The sequence below is a fragment of the Roseibium sp. RKSG952 genome, assembly GCF_009711355.1.
Genome location: NZ_SMMF01000959.1, coordinates 178,246 through 197,024, shown reverse-complemented (window position 1 = coordinate 197,024; position 18,779 = coordinate 178,246). Strand labels below are relative to the sequence as shown.

The 18,779-nt window shown below is 55.7% G+C and carries 15 protein-coding genes; 13 read left to right on the top strand and 2 right to left on the bottom strand.

Going from position 1 to position 18,779, the window contains the following annotated elements; genetic code table 11:
• The 7 genes from E1297_RS40930 to E1297_RS40900 all read left to right on the top strand — a co-directional run bounded on the left by E1297_RS40930 (window position 1) and on the right by E1297_RS40900 (window position 8,448).
• Complete coding sequence (locus tag E1297_RS40930; RefSeq protein ID WP_155148544.1) at window positions 1–771, top strand: enoyl-CoA hydratase-related protein; 771 nt, start codon at window positions 1–3, stop codon at window positions 769–771.
• Window positions 772–1,129: 358 nt separating this feature from the next.
• Window positions 1,130–2,290, top strand: a complete 1,161-nt coding sequence (locus E1297_RS40925; RefSeq protein WP_155148542.1) for a LacI family DNA-binding transcriptional regulator — start codon at window positions 1,130–1,132, stop codon at window positions 2,288–2,290.
• Window positions 2,287–3,642 (top strand): ABC transporter substrate-binding protein, encoded by a 1,356-nt coding sequence (locus tag E1297_RS40920; protein WP_196223533.1) that lies wholly within the window; start codon window positions 2,287–2,289, stop codon window positions 3,640–3,642. Before E1297_RS40925 ends, E1297_RS40920 begins: the two co-directional genes overlap by 4 nt.
• A 57-nt stretch (window positions 3,643–3,699) precedes the next feature.
• Window positions 3,700–4,932 carry a carbohydrate ABC transporter permease gene (locus tag E1297_RS40915; protein ID WP_155148540.1) on the top strand — a complete coding sequence of 411 codons (1,233 nt, stop codon included), beginning with the start codon at window positions 3,700–3,702 and terminating at the stop codon, window positions 4,930–4,932.
• The gene (locus E1297_RS40910; RefSeq protein WP_155148538.1) at window positions 4,932–6,140 is read left to right on the top strand and encodes a carbohydrate ABC transporter permease; all 1,209 of its coding nucleotides are present in this window, start codon (window positions 4,932–4,934) and stop codon (window positions 6,138–6,140) included. Before E1297_RS40915 ends, E1297_RS40910 begins: the two co-directional genes overlap by 1 nt.
• Before the next feature lie 5 nt (window positions 6,141–6,145).
• Window positions 6,146–7,393, top strand: a complete 1,248-nt coding sequence (locus tag E1297_RS40905) for a hypothetical protein (protein WP_209016301.1) — start codon at window positions 6,146–6,148, stop codon at window positions 7,391–7,393.
• Window positions 7,393–8,448, top strand: a complete 1,056-nt coding sequence (locus E1297_RS40900; RefSeq protein WP_155148534.1) for an ABC transporter ATP-binding protein — start codon at window positions 7,393–7,395, stop codon at window positions 8,446–8,448. The genes E1297_RS40905 and E1297_RS40900 overlap by 1 nt, the downstream gene beginning before the upstream one ends.
• Before the next feature lie 430 nt (window positions 8,449–8,878).
• On the opposite strand, the gene E1297_RS40895 is transcribed toward E1297_RS40900, so the two are convergent.
• Together E1297_RS40895 and E1297_RS40890 are read right to left on the bottom strand one after the other, a co-directional pair.
• Window positions 8,879–10,381, bottom strand: coding sequence for a DUF1963 domain-containing protein (locus E1297_RS40895; RefSeq protein WP_155148532.1), 1,503 nt, complete (start codon window positions 10,379–10,381; stop codon window positions 8,879–8,881).
• A gap of 173 nt (window positions 10,382–10,554) precedes the next feature.
• On the bottom strand, window positions 10,555–11,523 hold the full coding sequence (locus E1297_RS40890; RefSeq protein ID WP_155148531.1) for a LysR family transcriptional regulator: 969 nt from the start codon (window positions 11,521–11,523) through the stop codon (window positions 10,555–10,557).
• A gap of 128 nt (window positions 11,524–11,651) precedes the next feature.
• Between E1297_RS40890 and E1297_RS40885 the strand changes: the two genes are divergently transcribed.
• The 6 genes from E1297_RS40885 (at window position 11,652) to E1297_RS40860 (ending at window position 18,764) form a co-directional block, all read left to right on the top strand.
• Window positions 11,652–12,659 carry a TAXI family TRAP transporter solute-binding subunit gene (locus tag E1297_RS40885; protein ID WP_155148528.1) on the top strand — a complete coding sequence of 336 codons (1,008 nt, stop codon included), beginning with the start codon at window positions 11,652–11,654 and terminating at the stop codon, window positions 12,657–12,659.
• An 81-nt stretch (window positions 12,660–12,740) separates the two neighbouring features.
• Window positions 12,741–14,954, top strand: a complete 2,214-nt coding sequence (locus tag E1297_RS40880; RefSeq protein ID WP_155148527.1) for a TRAP transporter fused permease subunit — start codon at window positions 12,741–12,743, stop codon at window positions 14,952–14,954.
• Window positions 14,955–14,958: 4 nt separating this feature from the next.
• The gene (locus E1297_RS40875; protein ID WP_155148525.1) at window positions 14,959–16,197 is read left to right on the top strand and encodes an FAD-binding oxidoreductase; all 1,239 of its coding nucleotides are present in this window, start codon (window positions 14,959–14,961) and stop codon (window positions 16,195–16,197) included.
• Between the two features lie 28 nt (window positions 16,198–16,225).
• A complete protein-coding gene (locus E1297_RS40870) occupies window positions 16,226–16,966 on the top strand; it encodes an aspartate/glutamate racemase family protein (RefSeq protein ID WP_155148524.1) in 741 nt (246 codons plus the stop codon).
• A gap of 36 nt (window positions 16,967–17,002) precedes the next feature.
• Entirely contained in the window at window positions 17,003–17,731 is a 729-nt protein-coding gene (locus E1297_RS40865; RefSeq protein WP_155148522.1) for a TSUP family transporter, read from the top strand.
• A 61-nt stretch (window positions 17,732–17,792) separates the two neighbouring features.
• Complete coding sequence (locus E1297_RS40860) at window positions 17,793–18,764, top strand: D-cysteine desulfhydrase family protein (RefSeq protein ID WP_209016299.1); 972 nt, start codon at window positions 17,793–17,795, stop codon at window positions 18,762–18,764.
• Window positions 18,765–18,779 lie beyond the last annotated feature (15 nt).

Sequence of the window (18,779 nt, the reverse complement as noted above, 5' to 3'; positions counted from 1 at the left end):
ATGTTTGAGACAATCGAAACATCCACACAGGGGCGGGTCGCAACGATCCGTTTCAATCGGCCGGACCAACTCAACGCCCTGAACACACAAGTGATGAAAGAGGTGCTCGCTGCTGCATCCGGTTTTGAGGCTAACCCGGATATCGGTTGCCTGATCCTGACCGGCAATGGCCGCGCCTTTGCGGCTGGCGCAGACATCGGTGAACTGGCAGTTCAAACCTATGCCACGATGCAGTCCAGCGATTTCTTCGCAGGTTGGGACCGTTTTGCGGCGCTTCGTATTCCCAAGATTGCAGCCGTCAATGGCTATGCCCTGGGCGGCGGATGCGAGGTTGCGCTTATGTGCGATCTGGTCTTCGCCTCGGAGACCGCAAAATTCGGGCAGCCTGAAATCAAGATCGGTTGCATTCCGGGTATCGGTGGCACACAGCGCCTAACCCGCTTGATCGGGCGCGTTCGCGCGATGGATATGATCCTGACCGGGCGCATGATCGATGCGCACGAAGCCCTGCAGATAGGTCTGGTCAGCCGGTTGGTACCTTCTGACAACCTCGCAGATATTGCAATGGAAACAGCACAGATGATCGCGGGATATGCCCCCGACATCACCCAGATGGCACGTTCATGCGTGAATATGGCCGAGCAGAGCACGCTGGACACCGGAATACGGCACGAACGCCAAACCTATCACGCGCTCTATGGTCTGCCTGCTCAAAAGGAAGGCATGGCAGCATTTCTGGAGAAACGATCACCGAAGTTTCATCCTGACTGAGCCAAGTCATCACGTTCATTCCCGGTTTTGAGATGAGATAGACTTGGTTCAGTTGCGGTCTCTTGCGAACGATGGCCTGTTTAGTCGAATGCAGATGATCCGAAAAGGATCAGCTCGGCGACGGAGACGGGCCATTCAATCAGCATGCTCAGTTAACCAACTAAGCAGTGCAAGTTTTGAGCCGCGCTCATTCTTCCAAAAATTCGCGACTGAGACTCAGTAATGCGCAGATAGCGGGCTTGTAGCTTTTTTTGCTGGGCTACCGAATGGCGCGCACCTCCAAGCGACCAGGGTGTTGCAGGCAGTAAGATGAGATTTTTTTGTTGCCGAAACCGGTTTCGGAGAGCCAAATAATGGAATGATAACGAATCCCAGTCTATCGAAGCGCCAATCTTCGCTCCGTCGCGACCCCTCATCCGGAAGGGTGAAGCTGGACGAATTGGCTCATCACCTCGGACTTTCAAAGAGCACCGTGTCGCGCGCTTTGAACGGGTATTCCGACATCTCAGAGTCCACCAGAAAACGGGTCGAAACTACTGCAAGGAAGATGGGCTATCGCCCGCTCAGCCACGCGCAGGCGATCCGCACAGGGAAAGTGCGTGCAATTGCGATGGTCATTAACAGCGGGGAACCGGACCGGCATAATCCGTTTCTGCAGGACTTTCTGGCGGGCGCTTGCGAAGGTGCCAGCGCATTCGATTGGACGATGACTATCTCAACAGCCAAGTCCGAAGAGGATATGCTCAACGTTCTGGGGCGCCTTGTGGAAGAGCGCAAAGCGGATGGGTTTATTCTGCCCAGGACGGAAGTCGACGACCCTCGTATCAAGTATCTAAGTGCGTTGAATGTTCCATTTATACTCTACGGTCGAACAGGATACGGGCAGGCGGACACATACAGCGATACATCTTGGTTTGATATCTCGGGTGAGACGGCAATCCGTAGCGCGGTCAGCCGTTTGAGCGGCTTTGGCCATCGTCGCATCGGCTTTGTCGGCAGCGATCCGAAATTCAACTACAGCCACCTTCGACGCGATGGCTATCTTGAAGGTCTGAGGGCCTCTGGCTTACCTATCGATCCTGAACTGATCCGCGAGGGCGCGCGCACCCGTGATGAAGGGGCAGTCCAAGCGCGAGCTTTGCTGGAGTTGGAGAATCCACCAACCGGGATCGTCTTTGCGACTGATCTGGCCGCATTGGGGTCATATACTGTTTGCGCCAAGTTTGGTCTGCAAATCGGTCAGGATGTCTCGATCCTTGGGTATGACGGCATACCCGAAAGCCAATACGTCAGCCCGGGCCTTACGACATTCAGCGTCGACTCACAGCGGGCTGGCGAACGCCTTGCTGAAATGCTCATACGGCAAACCCGTGGAGAAGCACCGGAAAGCCTGCGTGAGTTGGGCGAAGCCGTTCTTTTGGAACGGGAATCCGATGGACCACCGCGCCTGACACCTGAAGAGCTGGCGCAAAAAATTACACAATTCAGAAATGGAAATCGGGGAGGAGACCGATCATGAAACTTACACCAAAGGCATCTCGACTGATGCTTGGCACATCGCTGGCGCTGGCCCTGGCAGCCGTGTCAGCACAAGCAGATACAATTCGTTTCTGGACAACTGAGGAGCAACCAGAACGGCTGGCCAAACAACAGGAAATGGCGGACCAGTTCAAAGCGGAAACCGGCACCACCGTTGAGGTGATCCCGGTCACCGAGACCGATCTGGGCACGCGAGCGACCGCAGCCTTCGCTGCAGGCGACCTGCCAGATGTGGTCTATCATCCATTGCAATACGCCCTGCCTTGGGCCGAAGCAGGTATCCTTGACACCGAAGCTGCGACAGAAGTGATCGAAGAGCTGGGTGCCGACACTTTCGCCCCCGGTGCGTTGGGTATGGCGGCCTTTAATGGCGAAACAGCCTCAGTGCCTGTCGATGGTTGGACACAGATGGTTGTCTACCGCAAAGACCTATTTGACGAAGCCGGGCTGGATGCGCCCAACTCGTTTGACAGCGTCTTGGCCGCTCTGGAGAAACTGCACAACCCGCCTGAAATGTATGGCTTCGTTGCGGCGACCAAAGTAGATGAGAACTTCATGAGCCAAGTGCTGGAACATGTGTTCCTCGCCAATGGCGTCTCGCCGGTTGGCGCTGATGGTTTCAAGCCACTGGATGAGGCCAAGACAACCGAGGTTCTCGATTTCTACAAAGCAATCTCGAAAGCGTCACCTCCGGGTGAGCTGTACTGGAAGCAATCGCGAGAGCTTTATTTCGACGGCAAGGCAGCGATGATCATCTGGTCGCCCTTCATTCTTGATGAACTGGCCGGCTTGCGGGACAGTGCGCCGCCGACAATCAACGACGATCCGACCTCAAGCGAACTGGCAAGCAAGACCGGCATCGTGACCAACTTCTCTGGCCCGTCCAATCCAGATGGCGCAGCGTGGGGTGATGTGAGGTACTTTGGCATTACCAACGATGCTGACACGGACGCGGCGATGGAATTCGTGAAGTTCGCGATGGATGACGGATACACCCAAACGCTGGCAATTGCGCCTGAGGGCAAGTTCCCTGTTCGTCGCGGCAACGCCGACAATCCGACTGCCTTTTCCGAAGCATGGGCCGAGCTGCCTGTAGGCGTTGACCGTAAGGCCCCCCTGGGTGAGCTTTATGACCAAGCGATGATCGACGAGATCGTTGGCGGTCTGGACGTTGCGCAGCGCTGGGGTGTGGCTGAAGGTCAATTGGCGCTGGCGTCGAAGATGATCAACTCTCAGGCCATCAACCGCGTGGTCCGGCAGTATATCGATGATGAGATTGACGCGGCTGCCGCAGTTGCAGCCATGAACGAAGAGCTGGCCAAAGTTCAGTAATCAACCAGCACCTGCAGCGGCGTTCGCGCCGCTGCTCGCAACCCTTCGAGGTATCCCATGTCTTCGGCCACCCCACCGACCGGAACCGGGGCTCTTGCCAAACGCGAGGCGCGTCTGGCCTGGGCGCTGCTGGCTCCGACCGTGATCAGCGTGTCGCTTGTGGTGATCCTGCCCTTGCTGGCGATCATCTGGATCAGCTTCAAGCCGTTTACCCTGTCCGACCTGCGCCCGCCTGCTCCGGTTATCCGTGAAAGCCTACGCGGCTCTGGTGACGATCTGCGGATCGAATACCGTCTAAGGAACTCCAGCCAGGAAATCGCCATCGAAGGCGTGACCCTGACCGATGTGCTGCCCGATGGTGTTGCCGTGGGCGAAGTCACAGCGCCCTGTGTTCTGGACGGGAAGGATTTGTTCTGCGATTTTGGAACCTTGGACGGCGGCCAGCGTGAGCGTATCCGCATCCCGGTCACGGTCGACGGCGATCCCGACGCATTCGAAGAAATCGTCGAGGACTCCGAACCGCGCCTCACCGGCAGTGGTCCGAACGTTTTGACCAACCTTGAATTCAGCCTCGAGAACTTTGCACGTGTCTTTGATGGGTCGGAGTTCTGGGGCGTACTCTGGGTCACGCTATTCTATACGGTCTTCGGGACGATTGGCGCTTTGGTCATGGGATTATTCGCCGCCTTGTTGCTCAACAAGAGCTTTAGGGGACAAGGCTTCATCCGCGGCCTTTACCTGTTCCCCTATGTCGCCCCCGTCATCGCCGTCGCTTTCACCTGGGTCACGCTTTTCGATCCCTTCTCGGGATCGGCCAACGCTTTGCTGGTGCAGATGGGGCTGAGTAGCGAGCCGATTAATTTCTTCGGTGAGCGCCCGCTGGCGCTGATCATGGTCACAGTGTTCGAGATCTGGCGCTACTTCCCGCTGTCCTTCCTGTTCATTCTGGCCCGGATGCAGTCCATCGACTCCAGCATGTACGAGGCCGCCGATATGGACGGGGCCTCTCCGTTCCAGAAGTTCTGGCTGCTGAGCATCCCGCAACTGCTGGGCATCCTGTCGGTCTTGTTCCTGCTGCGCTTCATTTGGACGTTCAACAAGTTCGACGACATTTTTCTGCTGACCGGCGGCAATGCAGGCACCCGCACGCTGACCGTCAACGTCTATGAACAGGCCTTTGCGATCTCGAACATCGGTGCCGGTGCGGCGGTGGCCGTCGTGATCCTGTTGTGCCTGATCGCCTTCAGCTTTGTCTTCTTTCGCTTCATCAGCCGTGAGGAGGGTCTGTGATGCGCAAAGGGTATCTTACAGCTCCGGTTTTGGGCGCGCTGTGGCTAGTAGTGGTCGCCACCACCGTTGCCATCACCATGTCGTTTTCAACCGGGGCCGCTTTTCGCCCGCAAGTTCTGCTCTGCCTGATTTGGGGCGCGATTGCCGGGTTGGTCTATGTCCGTTTTCCCGCGCAGCGTGCTCCGACCCGCCTCGGCATATCGGCGTTGTTGGGCCTGTCCGGGTTGACCGGATTTGGCCCGGTTCTGATCGGCTCAGACACATCATTGCAAGCGGTTGTGGTCACGGTTATCGCCATGGCCGTCGTCATGCACCTTTCCTTGGCGGCGATCCTGAAGGAAACACCATTCGGAGCGCTTACGCGCCATGAATACGAAGAGGCAGTGATCCGTTTCTGCACTGGGTTTGGCTATATCTTCTTCACGGCAATCGTCGTGATCCCGTTCTACGTGATGGTCATGACCAGCCTGAAATCTCAACAGGCATTGTTGCAGAACCCGTTGGACTTTTCGGTCGACCTGTCTCAGGGCACCGACCTGTTCCGCAGCTACACCGAACTGTTCCGAGACTTCAATTTCGGGACCTACCTATGGACCTCGCTTTATGTCTCGGTCCTGACCGTATTCATCACGCTACTGTTTAGCGTACCAGGCGCTTACGCGGTGGCGCGGTTCCGGTTTCAGGGTCAAAAGGCGTTCTCGCGTTCGATCTTGTTGATCTACATGGTGCCGATGATCGTTCTGGCGCTGCCGATCTATATCGCCTTCTCACTGACCGGCTTGCGCAACTCGATCCTCGGCATCGTCATGATCTACCCGGTCACCACGATCCCGGTCGCGCTCTACATGCTGCAAGGCTACTTCCGGGGTCTGCCGACCGAAGTGGAAGAGGCCGGGCTGATGGACGGTCTGTCGCGTCTGGCGGTGATCTGGAAAATCACCCTGCCCCTCAGCCTGCCCGCGCTGGCATCGGTCTCACTTTATGTCTTCATGATCGCCTGGAATGAATTCCTGCTGGCTTTCATGCTGCTGGACGATCCGTCGAAATTCACTCTGACCCGAGGGGTCACGATGCTGAACTCCTCAGAAATTCCCCGTCAGCACCTGATGGCCGGTGCGGTGATCGCCACCGTTCCAATCATGGCGCTGTTCCTGGGGCTTGAACGTTTCATGACCAAGGGCCTCACAGCGGGGTCTGTCAAAGGATGACACAGATGAACCAACATACGAACCCCGACCGCGAAGCGCGCAATATCCTGATTGCCAACGATCGCGGAGGCTACACCATCCCGACCGAGGGACTGTATCCCTACCAGTGGAACTGGGACAGCGCGATTGCCGCGCTTGGCTTTGCCCAGTTCGACCTCGACCGCGCCTGGACTGAGATCGAGACGCTGTTCACCGGGCAATGGGCAGACGGCATGGTTCCGCATATCCTTTTCCACCAGCAGGATGAAGGGTATTTTCCCGGTCCCGATGTTTGGGGATGCAATGGCCCGATCCCGTCTTCGGGCATCATCCAACCCCCAATTGCCGCGACCATGGTACGCAAAATCTGGGAACAGGATACCGCGTTTGGGGATGCTCGCATGAAGGAGCTGTTCCCTAAAATGTTGGCGTGGCATCGTTGGATCATTAAATGGCGCCTTGATGAATTCGGTGCCGTGTGCACGACTCATCCGTGGGAGGCAGGTCGCGACAACGCCCCTGATTGGGACAACTCGATGGCACGCATGGATGCATCGGATGTTGGGGAATACCAGCGCCGCGACACCAGCCATGTAAACAGCGACGACCGGCCTACAAAGTTCGACTACGACCGATACATCAAGCTGGTTCAGATCGGCAGAGATGCGGGATGGGACCAGCAAGCCCTGTTGTCGCTCAACCCATTCCGCGTCGCCGATCCCACTATGACGTTCACCACTCTGCGCGCTGCGCGGGACCTGCTGGTAATCAGCGAAAAGCTTGGGCTGAAGGCCGAGGGTCTGAGTGAGGATATTGAAAAGCTGGAATCCGGCGCGCGTTCGCTTTGGAACGATGACCTAGGGAGTTTCGACTCGCGTGACGCGCATACCGGGGAGATGGCCGACAGTATTTCCAACGCGTCATATTTGTGTTGGTACGCTGGCATGGAGTCTGATCGGATGCTTAAGGGATTGAAATCAGTTCTGGAAACTGTGCCTTACCCCGTTCCAAGCTATGATCCGGATATGCCGAAATTCGACGCACGTCGGTACTGGCGAGGTCCGACCTGGGCTTTCATGAACATGATGATCGGGTTTGGTCTGGCGGATATGGGGCATGCACAGCAGGCAGAACAGCTGCGCCAGAAAACTGCCGAACTGATATCGGGCTATGGGTTCGCAGAATACTTCGACCCCAAAACCGGCAGCCCTGCAGGTGGCCAGGCATTTACTTGGACAGCCGCTGTCTGGCTTCACTGGGCAGGGAGGGCCTGATGGGTAGCATCGAACTAAAATCAGTCGAAAAATGGTTCGGCTCTGCGCAAGTCATCAAGGGCGTAGACCTCAAGATTGATGAAGGTGAATTTATTGTCTTCGTCGGCCCGTCCGGCTGTGGGAAATCTACCCTGCTGCGCATGATTGGTGGCCTCGAGGACATCTCGCGCGGGTCTCTGTTGATCAATGACAGCGACGTTACAGATCATCCGCCTTCAAAACGCGGGCTGACGATGGTGTTCCAATCCTATGCGCTGTACCCGCACCTGACGGTTGCTGAGAACATGGGGTTCTCGCTGAAAGTTGCGGGTGTTCCCAAGGTCGAGATAGCCGAACAGGTCAACCGGGCCGCCGAGGTTCTCAAACTGGGACCATTCCTTGAGCGCAGGCCAAAGGACCTGTCTGGCGGTCAGCGGCAGCGGGTGGCAATCGGAAGATCCATCGTACGCGATCCGACGGCGTTCCTGTTCGATGAGCCGCTTTCAAACCTAGATGCAGCGCTTCGGGTTGAGATGCGGTATGAGATCGCCAAACTTCACCAAAGCCTCAAGCGTACGATGATCTACGTGACGCACGATCAGGTAGAAGCCATGACACTCGCCGACCGGATTGTGGTGCTGGAATACGGGAAGATCGCACAGGTCGGTACGCCACGAGAGCTTTACGAGCGCCCTGCCAATCTGTTCGTGGCCCAATTCATCGGAAGCCCAAAGATGAATATCCTGCCCTGCACGACTGAAGGCGGCACTTACAAGCTTGAGCACGGTCGCAGTGGTGAGTTCGGTCTATCCGGAAACGCAACCAAACTCGGCGTGCGGCCTGAGCATATCGAGGTTGTTGCAGCTGGTGATGGTCAAAGCGATGGTATCATTGAGGTAATCGAATATTTGGGCGCTGATACTTTCCTAATCGTTGATTGTGGCGGCGAAGAAAAAGTTACTGTCCGCCTGAATGGAGATACGGATCTTGTGCCCGGGGCTAAGATTGGACTGCATTTCCCGCCTGAAAAACTGCACTACTTTGATGAAAACGGGCAGGCTTTGGGGGCGAGTTAATACCGTTGCCAATCCATCTTGAGAGATCATGTCGAAAAAGATGCTCTGGCTCCTCTTCTTGAGGAACTCAGAGCATTCCTCGGATTTGATCATGAACATCAAATATAGGATTCGCACTACGAAGCAGGCGTGCATATCTTTCCCGTTCCGACCGATGTAGGCACTACTGAATGGCCGGTATGGCGAAACGCAGCATTTGCACCGCTCAATATCCGCTCAGGGTTCAAAGGGTCTGTTCAGGCTCGCCCCAGAGAGCGGCGGCAGGATCTCATTTTGACAAACGTCGCACGGTCAAGACACGTCCGCTTTTCGGTTCATATTTCATTTAGTTCGGCAAAGATCGAATGGGCAATGCCTTAGTGTCTGTGTACTGCGAATTCAGGTAGAGGCCGCAATTCGGCAGAGCCTCATTGAGAAGACCGATACCTTTCTAAACATTCGTGTGATGGTACATCTTTGTCTTTGACCAATCCCCGGCGGTCAGCGCTTCGATCGGAGTCCAGATCGAAAACCCATCTTGGTGTTCACTCTCGGTGCCGAGATAATAATCAGCTTTGATATCCAGCACGCATTGGACACTGCGAAAGTCTAGGATCGAAGTCGTTTTTGGAAGTTTCTGGCCAAAAAGCCTATGTCCGCGCCAGGCGCTAATGTGCTTGCTCACAAAGTCGTGGAAACACTCAGGCAGGTCAGACAGCTTTTCCTCAAGTGTCACATCTCTTTCCAGAAGCAAGCTATGAAGTATATTTGATTGATGATCGCAGTTGAGCGAAGCGATACCGTATTTGGCATTCGCAGGCAGATTTGCCACAAGGTCCATCCGTGCAGACATCAGGCGTTGTAAGGCTTCCTGATCTACGGCGTCGCTTGGATCGTGGTTTTCCGCAAGCTTTCGAAACGCCGCAATCTCTTTGTGAAGGGGCGGCAACAGGTTCGAGACCTGCCGGTAGAATCTTGTTCTCTCAAGTATCTCTGGGTTGCCGCGCGCGCCGGGCCATTCACTTCGTTTCATTCGACGCAGGTCGCTCAGATGCCTGTTTCGGTCACCCCGATGGCTCCGGATTGAATAGGATGCAGCGTCCAGCTCTGCCAAAGCGAGGCCCCAGTTCGTGATCCATTCGTGAGGTTCCTCTTCACCCAATATTCCGGGCGGAGTCGCTTCGGCGCTGTCTAGATAAGGAATCAGCTCAAAATGCCACTTTGGAAACACAGCCTTTCTTCGATAATGGAAAGTGGCCTCCAGATCATCTGGCTCTGACCGTTCCCGCAACTGACTATGCTCTGGAAAGATCGTGATCAAATGGCCCAGATCGCCTCGGAAATTGGCAAAAACCACCATCGTGCCGGCCTCGGGAAGCCCGGGTATTCTTTGCGTAGTCTCCGGTTCCGGGGGGATTTCGCCAAGATCTATCTGGGCTACAAAATTCATCGCCTGACCCGCTGTGTTCCTCGGCCATTCAAAATCAGCGGGAAGTGCGGGCCGTCCTCCGAACCAAGAGTTCGGCGGAGGCGTATCTGCATAGGGCGACACCAACCGAATGGCCCAACCCGGTATTTCAGCTGGTCTCGTCGCATGACCTTCCAGCTCTTCCATGACTGCTCCGATTTCCTGGGAATCGACACCAGAAAGCATCTCATCAACAGTCATTTCAATTCGCGGTTTTTCAGGCTCATCAGGGCGTTTCGATGAGGAGCTGCCCAGATCCCAGGGCTCTTTAGCCATCAGCGCAACGAAAGTTGCGAAAATGCCGCCCAGCAACAGCAGAAAATGGGTCATGCTCAGCGGCGTCTTTGCTACCTGGAGCATCCAGAAAAGAGTACCAAAGCAGTAGATTATTGCGCAAATAGCGGCGATCTTTATCAGGGGTCTCAATACAAATCCTAATTCTTTGTTTTCAATAAAGATTAATGCACAAACGCAGAAGCGCAACACCCTTAAGGCACCGAGTAGCCTTAGCTTTTGAGGTCATCAGCTGAGTGCTGCCGTTCATGAGATTCGGTGCTGCAAACGCGACTGGCCCAAAGATGACATTCTTTGGCCCGCCAAAGTCGATTCTAAGCGAACCTTCCTCCCCGGCAGTTTTCAGTTTGAAGAGCCAAAGTTGCTTAACTCTGCTCGCTTCCCGTTTCATCTATCCCAACTGCATGAGGTTTGGCCTTCACCCCTTGCAACATCTTTAGCACTTCGGCTTTCCAACCTGCTTTGATCTTCAAAGCCAATTGAGACGGTGGACGGTGATCGGGCTCGAGAAGCGCGTATTCGTATCTTAGTGGTTTCTCAAAGGGTAAAAACGCGACCTTTCCGTTTGACAGATTTAGTTCTTGTTCAGTCGCTACGGTCAGCGGGTCCACGATCGAGTAACACTGACCAGAACTCACGAATGGTATCAATGGCAGAAAGTACTGGCAGGTCACCGTTGGATTATAGTCGGCGGAGACATCCTCAAACTCTTGTCTAATTTTGCGCTGGAATGGATGCGTGGCATGCAACCCTCCCATGGGAGCCCCATCGAGGTCGGAAATGCTTATGATCTTGCGGGAAGCAAGCGGGCTATCACTGTCAACGGCACAAAAACAGTCTGCCCGGATCAGTTCGGTAGAATACTGGGGCTCTTTCCCGGCTGAATGCTCGAAATCCGCAAAACCAAAATCAATGTTCTGGGTCCCCGCAAGCTCCATAATCTGAGGCGAACTGCGCGTGGACAATGTGATACGTATCTCGGGGTTCTCACCAACCGACTGGCTAATAAAACGCGGGAACAAGAAGGCGGACGGACCAGGCATTGTAGCGATATTGAGGCTGCCGGAATGCCCCTTGATCAATCCTTCCATTGTGCTGGAAATTGCCGAAAGGCGGTCCAGAATACCTGTGGTTTCAGCTAAAAGGTAATGCGCCTCAGGTACGGGCACTAATCGTCGTCCCTTGCGCTCGAACAGGGTCAGTCCCAGTGCCTTTTCAAGGTTCTTCAATGCAAGGCTGATCGCGGGCTGAGTGCGGTTCAGTTTCTTGGCGGTTTGCGAGATGGAGCCGGTTTCCATCACCTCGCGAAATACGGTGAGCTGTGTCAGGTTCATACTCAATACATAAGCGAAACCTTAGTTTTGTGAAATATAACAAATTTGTATTTATGATAATTCTCACTAGGCTTTCAGGATCGAAGTTCGGATCAACCGAATCCAACGAACCAACGACGGAGACTACAATGAAATTTGTGAAGTGTTTGACAGGCCTTGCATTGGCTGGCGCCTTAGCCGCACCCGCGCTGGCGCAGGACCCGACGTTTTTCCGCATCGGCACCGGTGGAGCCGGCGGAACCTATTTCCCCATTGGCGGCACCATCGCAAACGGTATCTCCGCCCCTCCGGGGTCGCGTCCGTGCGAAGAGGGCGGACAGTGCGGTGTTCCGGGTCTGATCGCGATTGCGCAATCCACCACCGCGTCTGTCTTTAACAATGCCGCCGTTCAAAACGGCGAGTTGGAGGCCGGTCTGGCCGCCGCCGACGTCACGCGCTCGATGTATCTGGGTGAAGGCAAGTTTGAGGGCAAACCTCACCCCAACCTGCGCATCGTGGCGAACCTGTTCCCCGAAGACCTGCATCTGGTGCTGCCAGCCGGAGCGACGATCAACGATCTGAGCGATCTGGAAGGCAAGCGTGTTGGTATCGCGCAGGCTGGTTCCGGCACACAGGTTGCCGTGCTGCAGATGCTGGACGCCTGGGGCGTCAACCGTGACAACATGGACGAAGCTGAACTGAACAACAGCCAGAGCGCCGAGCGACTGGCCGACGGTCAGCTGGACGCCTATTTCTATGCTGCGGGCTGGCCGGTTGCCGCGATGGTGCAGCTGTCCTCGACCAAGGGCATGAACCTGCATTCCTTCTCGGACGAAGATCTGGCGAAGATCAATGAGATCATCCCGGCCTATATCCCCTCGGCCATTCCGGGCGGTGTCTATGAAGGGATAGACGCCGAGACCAAAACCCCCGCGGTCAGCGCGATGCTGGTTGTATCCTCAGATTTGTCTGACGAACTGGTCTATGAGCTGACCAAAGCCCTGTGGAACGACAACACCCGCAAGCTGCTGGATAACGGCCATGCTAAGGGCAAGCAGATCACTGCTGAGACAGCGCTGGACGGTGTCGAAGCGCTGGGTGTTCCGCTGCATCCGGGCGCTGAGAAGTTCTATAAAGAAGCCGGACTTCTTCAGTAATTCAGCCTTACACAGCTTAAACGTCCGGTGTCCCTTTTGGGGCACCGGGTACTCTAAATACGCGTAATCAGGGGGGCCATCATGTCCGAGACACAGAAACTTGATGACCACGAGCTGACAGCCGAGGAACTGGCTGCGATCGAAGAACAATTCGACGAAGGTGCCGCCGTCCGGCAGGTTACACCGACGACCGGCAAGGTTCTGCGTGTCGTTGCCTTAATTTTTGCATTCTATGAATTCTTCACGGCCGGGTTCGGCCTGCCGGCCGATCACTGGCACATGGGCATCTACCTGGCCCTTTTGTTCATTCTGGTCTACGCGACAATCCCGATTATCGGCGCCAAAAGCCTCTATGCGCTCAAGGTCAGCCGGTTCCGCATCGGCAACATCCCTCTTTACGATCTGGTCTTCATGGCGCTGGGGATCGTAGCTGCCCTGTATGTGGGCGTCGCCTGGCGCGGCATTCCATTTCTGGGGATCGAGGAACAGACGTTCCGTATGGGTAACCCCAACACTTATGACGTGGTTTTGGGCGTGATCATCATCCTTCTGGTGCTGGACATCGCGCGCCGTACTTTGGGTTGGGTGCTGCCGCTGATCATCTGTGTCTTCATCTCATATGCCCTGCTGGGGCCGTATTTCCCCGGATTGCTGCAGCATCCCGGCGTGAATTTCAAAACCTTCGTGTCGTCAATGTATTTCCCGCAGGAAGGTATCTACGGCGTCACCCTTTGGGTTGTTTCCACCATCGTATTCCACTTCGTGTTGTTCGGCGTGATCGCGCAGCGCACGGGGTTGGGACAGCTTTTCATCGATAACGCAACGATTTTGGCGGGCCGTTATACCGGCGGTCCGGCAAAAGTGTCGGTGGTATCCTCGGCCTTTTTCGGCACGATCTCGGGCTCTTCGGTGGCCAACACCGTCTCAACCGGCGCGCTGACAATTCCCAACATGAAGCGCCTTGGATACCCCGGCCATTTTGCGGGCGGGGTCGAGGCCGCGTCTTCGGCCGGTGGGCAAATCACTCCGCCGATCATGGGGGCCGCCGCCTTCATCATGGCTGAGTTCCTCGAGGTCCCGTACACCACCATCGTGATTGCGGCGATCTTCCCCGCGCTTCTGCATTATGTCGGCGTCTTTGCCGTGGTCCACCTGATGGCGCGCAAGCTGAACCTGCAGGGTCTGGCGAAAGAGCAGTTGCCGCAGCTCAAAGCCGTCTGGGCCGAAGGCTGGGCCAATATCGTACCCCTGATTGGCCTGCTGGTCGTGCTGTTCACCGGCTACACGCCATTTATGTCGGCCTTCTGCGGCATATCACTTGCCGTGATCGCAGGCATGTCACGCCTGAAACAACCTCCGACATTGATCTATGCGGCAGCGTTCCTAGCCTTTGTCCTATGGAAGTTTTCAGATGGCGGGTTTGACCTGACCATGACGACGATCTTGTGCGCTCTGTCCCTGATCGCGACGCTTAACCCACAAAAACGGATCGAAGTTCCCGAAATGCTGCAGGCGGTCGAATTGGGCGTGAAGTACTCGCTGGCCGTGGGTGCTGCGGCTGCTGCGGTAGGTATCGTGGTGGGTGTGATCAACACGACCGGTATCGGGTTCCGCATCGGGTTCATGGTGACGCAGGGTGCGGGCAATCTGGCTTCGGATCTCTACAACATGATCTCATTCGGCAGCTTCCAGCTATTTGCTATGGAAGACCTGCAGTTGTTCATCTCGCTGGTCTTCATTGCTGTTGTCTGCATCCTGATGGGCGCGGGCATCCCGACAACTGCGCTGTATATCATGCTGGTATCCGTTGCGCAGCCCGCACTTGCACAGCTTGGTGTCCCGCCCATCGCAAGCCACCTGTTCGTGCTGTATTACGGCGTGGTGTCCGAGATCACCCCACCTGTCTGTACCTCGGCCTATGCGGCCGCAGCGATTGCCAACTCGAACCCGTTCCGAACCGGGTTATCGGCCTTCACCCTTGGACTGGGCAAAGTCATCGCCCCGATGGCCTTTGTCTATGCGCCGGTCTTGCTGTTCGTGTCCTCAACCGGGTTCAATCTGTGGGAGTTCACCTATACCGCAACAAGCTGTATCGCCGGTGTTATCGCCCTGTCGGCCGCCGTCGTGGGCTATTGGCTGAAACCGATGAATATTGCAGGTCGGGTTCTGATGGCTATCGCGGGGATCATCTTCGTTGCGCCAAGTCTTACAGCAGACCTGATCGCTTTGGCCGTGGCCTCTCCTGTCATTGTAACCCAATTGATCGCGCGCAGCCGCAGTCAATCTCCGGCCTGATGCGATGACGGAACAAGTGACCATCATCGGCGCTGGGATCGTCGGAATTTGCTGTGCCCTGTCACTGCAGGAACGCAGCATCCCGGTTCGGCTGATCGACCGAGGTGAACCCGGGCAGGAAACTTCGTTCGGGAATGCTGGTGTGGTATCGCCGTGGTCGATCATTCCCCAGGCAGTTCCAGGCATTTGGAAAAAACTTCCTCAAATGCTGCTGGATCCGAAAAGCGCGCTATCTGTCCGGACGTCATTCTGGCCCAAGATGATCCCATGGGGGATGCGCTTTCTTGGCAAGTCCGACGAGGGGTCTGTGCGCGAAGTCTCGGATGCGATGGAGATTTTATGCCGTCCGTCCATCGATCTATATCGTCGGCATCTGCAAGGTACTGGGCATGAAGACCTGATCGCCGACAGCTACTATATCCACGCGTTCCGTAACCCGGAAGAGGCTGACCTGGATGGGCTTGGTTATCTAATCCGCCGAGAAAAGGGAGGTGAGTTGGAGCGTGTCGACGGCACTGAGTTAAGGCACCTGGAGCCCGCTCTGTCTGAAGAATTCAAAGCCGCAATTGTGATCAAAGGACAGGCGCGCGCGACTTCGCCGGGTCGTTTGGGTGCGGTTCTGGCCGAAAAAGCGCGTGCGCAAGGGGCCGAATTCGTGCGATCCGAAGTCACCAAGCTGACACGCAACGAAGAAGGCAATTGGCAGATCGCCACGTTGCAAAACACATTGCACGCGCGCCAGGTTGTTCTGGCGGCCGGCGTTTGGTCTGCTGACCTTCTGAGACCTCTCGGTTTATCTGTGCCGCTCGTTGCCGAGCGGGGCTACCATGTTGAATTCCCAAGTCCTTCAGCTGTGCTGAACAATTCGATCATGGATGTGGATGCAAAGGTCGTAGCGAGCTCAATGCAAGGCGGTCTCCGGGTCGCTGGCACGGCCGAATTTGGCAGTGTCGATGCCCCGGCCGATCCGCGCAAAGAAAAGATACTGATCGATCAGGCCAAGTCTTTGGTGCCGGATCTCAATACCGAAGAAGCACAGTTCTGGATGGGACGGCGCCCTTCTTTTCCCGATAGCCTGCCCGCAATAGGACCGCTCGATGGCAAAGACGGGCTCTACGCTGCGTTCGGGCATTCTCATTACGGCCTGATGATGGCGCCAAAGACCGGAGAGCTTGTGGCGGATCTCATGTCCGATCGCAGCCCAAATATCAATCTGGACCCATTCTTGCTGGCCCGTTTCTAAATCTTCAATTCGAAAGGATCTTTGCATCATGCCAATCTACGAAGGCGGCCAGAATATCTGCGGGGCTTCGATCGGGGTTTTGTGCCTTGAGAGCTATTTCCCGAAACCGCCCGGGCATATCAAGAATCCGTCCAGTCTGCCATTTCCGGTGCTCTATGAAATGATCGACGGCATTACGGTCCCGACACTGCTCAACAACCCGACGCCTGAGTTGCTCGCCCCCTTTATTGAGGGCGCAAGACGGCTTGAAGCTGAGGGCGTTCGGGCCATCACTGGAAGCTGCGGTTTTCTGGCCTTGTTTCAAAAGGAACTGGCCGCAGCGGTTTCCATTCCCGTCTTCGCGTCCAGTCTGATCCAGGTGCCACTGGCCTTTCACATGACCGGAGCGAATGCCCCGGTAGGCGTGCTAACCGCAGATGCATCAGCACTGACACCTAGGCATTTCGAAGGTGTCGGGGCTGCTGGTATTCCTGTCGCGGTGCAAGGGTTGGAGGATACCAGCGAATTCGCTGAGGTTATCCTGAGGAACACGCGGACCCGCATGGACACTGATCTGATCGAGGCCGAAGTTCTAGAGGCCGCGCGGCGACTGAAACACCAAACACCTGAAATACGGTCTCTGGTGCTGGAGTGTACTGATTTGCCGCCATATGCCGCGCGCCTTCAGGAAGAGCTTCAGCTTCCAGTCTTCGATTTGACGACGCTGGCGCAGATGGCACATACCGTTGCGACGCGCCAAGCCTATACCGGCATCATGCCTTGGGCGTAACGAGACATCAGAATCGCGCGGGACGTGGGGGGGTTAGTGTCCGTTGACTTTGCCATCCTGATGGCTGCCATCGGACTTGGCGCAATGCTGCAAGTCGGCGTTGGAATCGGGTTTAGCATCATTGCGGGGCCGCCGATGATGATCCTGCTTGGGACTTCGACAGCAGTTCCCGTATTGCTACTGTTGAACACGCTTGTTTCAGCAGTAGCAACGGACAGGCACGTGCTCAGGTCCGACAGACAGACAATTCGCACGGCAATTTTAGGATGCCTCGCCGGAGTCATTGCTGGGCTCGCAATCTACCCCTTGTTGAGTGAGGCGTTTGTCCTGGCATTGACGGCCAGCCTGTTGCTGATCGGGCTTATTACGACCTTGCTGCCCTTGCGGCGTTCAATTGGAACAGCGGGATTTTCAACCGTCTCTGGATTGTCTGGGCTGGCAACCGTTTGGGCGGCGACGCCCGGTCCCCTGATGGTTTTCGGATTGATTGCGAAAGGCCGCTCAGCCAAAGAGGTTGCAAAGCTGGTGCAACCCATTGCGCTTGTGGCGTACGGCATCGCGTTCCTGTTGCATAGCCTGTCTCAGGCACAGGCGTTCACTATTGGACCACAACTATGGGTCTTCGTCGCACTCACACTGATTGGTAGCCTTCTCGGTCGCGTCATAGGCCCTTATTTGGCACAATCGCTAGTCACTGCAGCTATCCGCGTGGTTTCTTTGATAGCCTGCGGTGTTCTCTTTCATCGCGCATTTACGATCGCGTAAAATCGAAGGGAAGACGATGACACAAAGAAATAACTTGGACAGATTTCCGCGAGCCCAGCTCATGTCTGGTGCAACACCTTTGGAACGGTTGGACAGATTGTCTTTGGAATTGGGGATAGACCTTTGGCTTAAACGCGATGATCTGACCGGTCTGGGGTTCGGTGGAAACAAAACGCGGCAGCTCGAGTTCTATTTTGGGGACGCCCTTCAGCAAGGTGCCGATACCATTTTGATTACCGGTGCAGTTCAGTCCAACTTCGTTCGGTCCGCGGCAGCCGCTGCCGCCAAATTAGGAATGCAGTCCGTACTGCAGCTGGAAGAGCGTGTGCCGGATATGGGCGAGGAATATTACAGTTCCGGGAATGTTTTGTTGGCTCAGATTCTAGGCGCTGAACATATGAGCTATCCTGAGGGTGAGGACGAAACAGGCGCGGATGCTGCGTTGCACGCGCGCGCCGACGAACTGAAAGCTCAGGGGCGCAAACCATATGTCATACACTTGGGATTGAACCATCCACCCTTAGGTGCCCTGGGCTATGTCGTTGCCGGACAGGAATTATCCCAGCAGATGCAGGATATTGATGCCGTCGTCGTCCCGTCTGGTAGCGGAGCCACACATGGAGGCTTGTTGACAGGGATAGCCTTAGAAGAAAACGATGCCTCCGTTTTTGGGGTCTGCGTGCGCCGGGATCGCGAAAAACAACAGGCCCGAATGAATACCGTTCTGCAGAAACTGGCGGATTTGCTGGATATCAACGCAGCACCCCTGCAGGACCGGATAAACGTTCTGGATGAGGCGCTGCCCCCGGGGTATGGCAAACTAAGTGGAATGACCCACGCGGCTCTAAAAAAGATGGCGCGCACAGAAGGAATATTCCTCGACCCAGTCTATTCCGCAAAAACCTTTGCGGGGTTGTTGCATCTGGTGACCGTAGGTGAAATCCAACCCGGGCAGAAAGTCGTCATGTTACACACTGGCGGGTTGCCTGCGCTCTTTGGGTACCAAAACGAGCTGACAAACGACCAACCATAAAACCAGCCAACACTG

Coding starts and splice junctions, on each gene's coding strand:
- E1297_RS40900 (WP_155148534.1), top strand. CDS start 7,393: ATGGGTAGCATCGAACTAAAATCAGTCGAAAAATGGTTCGGCTCTGCG.
- E1297_RS40860 (WP_209016299.1), top strand. CDS start 17,793: ATGTCTGGTGCAACACCTTTGGAACGGTTGGACAGATTGTCTTTGGAA.
- E1297_RS40915 (WP_155148540.1), top strand. CDS start 3,700: ATGTCTTCGGCCACCCCACCGACCGGAACCGGGGCTCTTGCCAAACGC.
- E1297_RS40885 (WP_155148528.1), top strand. CDS start 11,652: ATGAAATTTGTGAAGTGTTTGACAGGCCTTGCATTGGCTGGCGCCTTA.
- E1297_RS40880 (WP_155148527.1), top strand. CDS start 12,741: ATGTCCGAGACACAGAAACTTGATGACCACGAGCTGACAGCCGAGGAA.
- E1297_RS40910 (WP_155148538.1), top strand. CDS start 4,932: ATGCGCAAAGGGTATCTTACAGCTCCGGTTTTGGGCGCGCTGTGGCTA.
- E1297_RS40925 (WP_155148542.1), top strand. CDS start 1,130: ATGATAACGAATCCCAGTCTATCGAAGCGCCAATCTTCGCTCCGTCGC.
- E1297_RS40875 (WP_155148525.1), top strand. CDS start 14,959: ATGACGGAACAAGTGACCATCATCGGCGCTGGGATCGTCGGAATTTGC.
- E1297_RS40930 (WP_155148544.1), top strand. CDS start 1: ATGTTTGAGACAATCGAAACATCCACACAGGGGCGGGTCGCAACGATC.
- E1297_RS40905 (WP_209016301.1), top strand. CDS start 6,146: ATGAACCAACATACGAACCCCGACCGCGAAGCGCGCAATATCCTGATT.
- E1297_RS40890 (WP_155148531.1), bottom strand. CDS start 11,523: ATGAACCTGACACAGCTCACCGTATTTCGCGAGGTGATGGAAACCGGC.
- E1297_RS40870 (WP_155148524.1), top strand. CDS start 16,226: ATGCCAATCTACGAAGGCGGCCAGAATATCTGCGGGGCTTCGATCGGG.
- E1297_RS40920 (WP_196223533.1), top strand. CDS start 2,287: ATGAAACTTACACCAAAGGCATCTCGACTGATGCTTGGCACATCGCTG.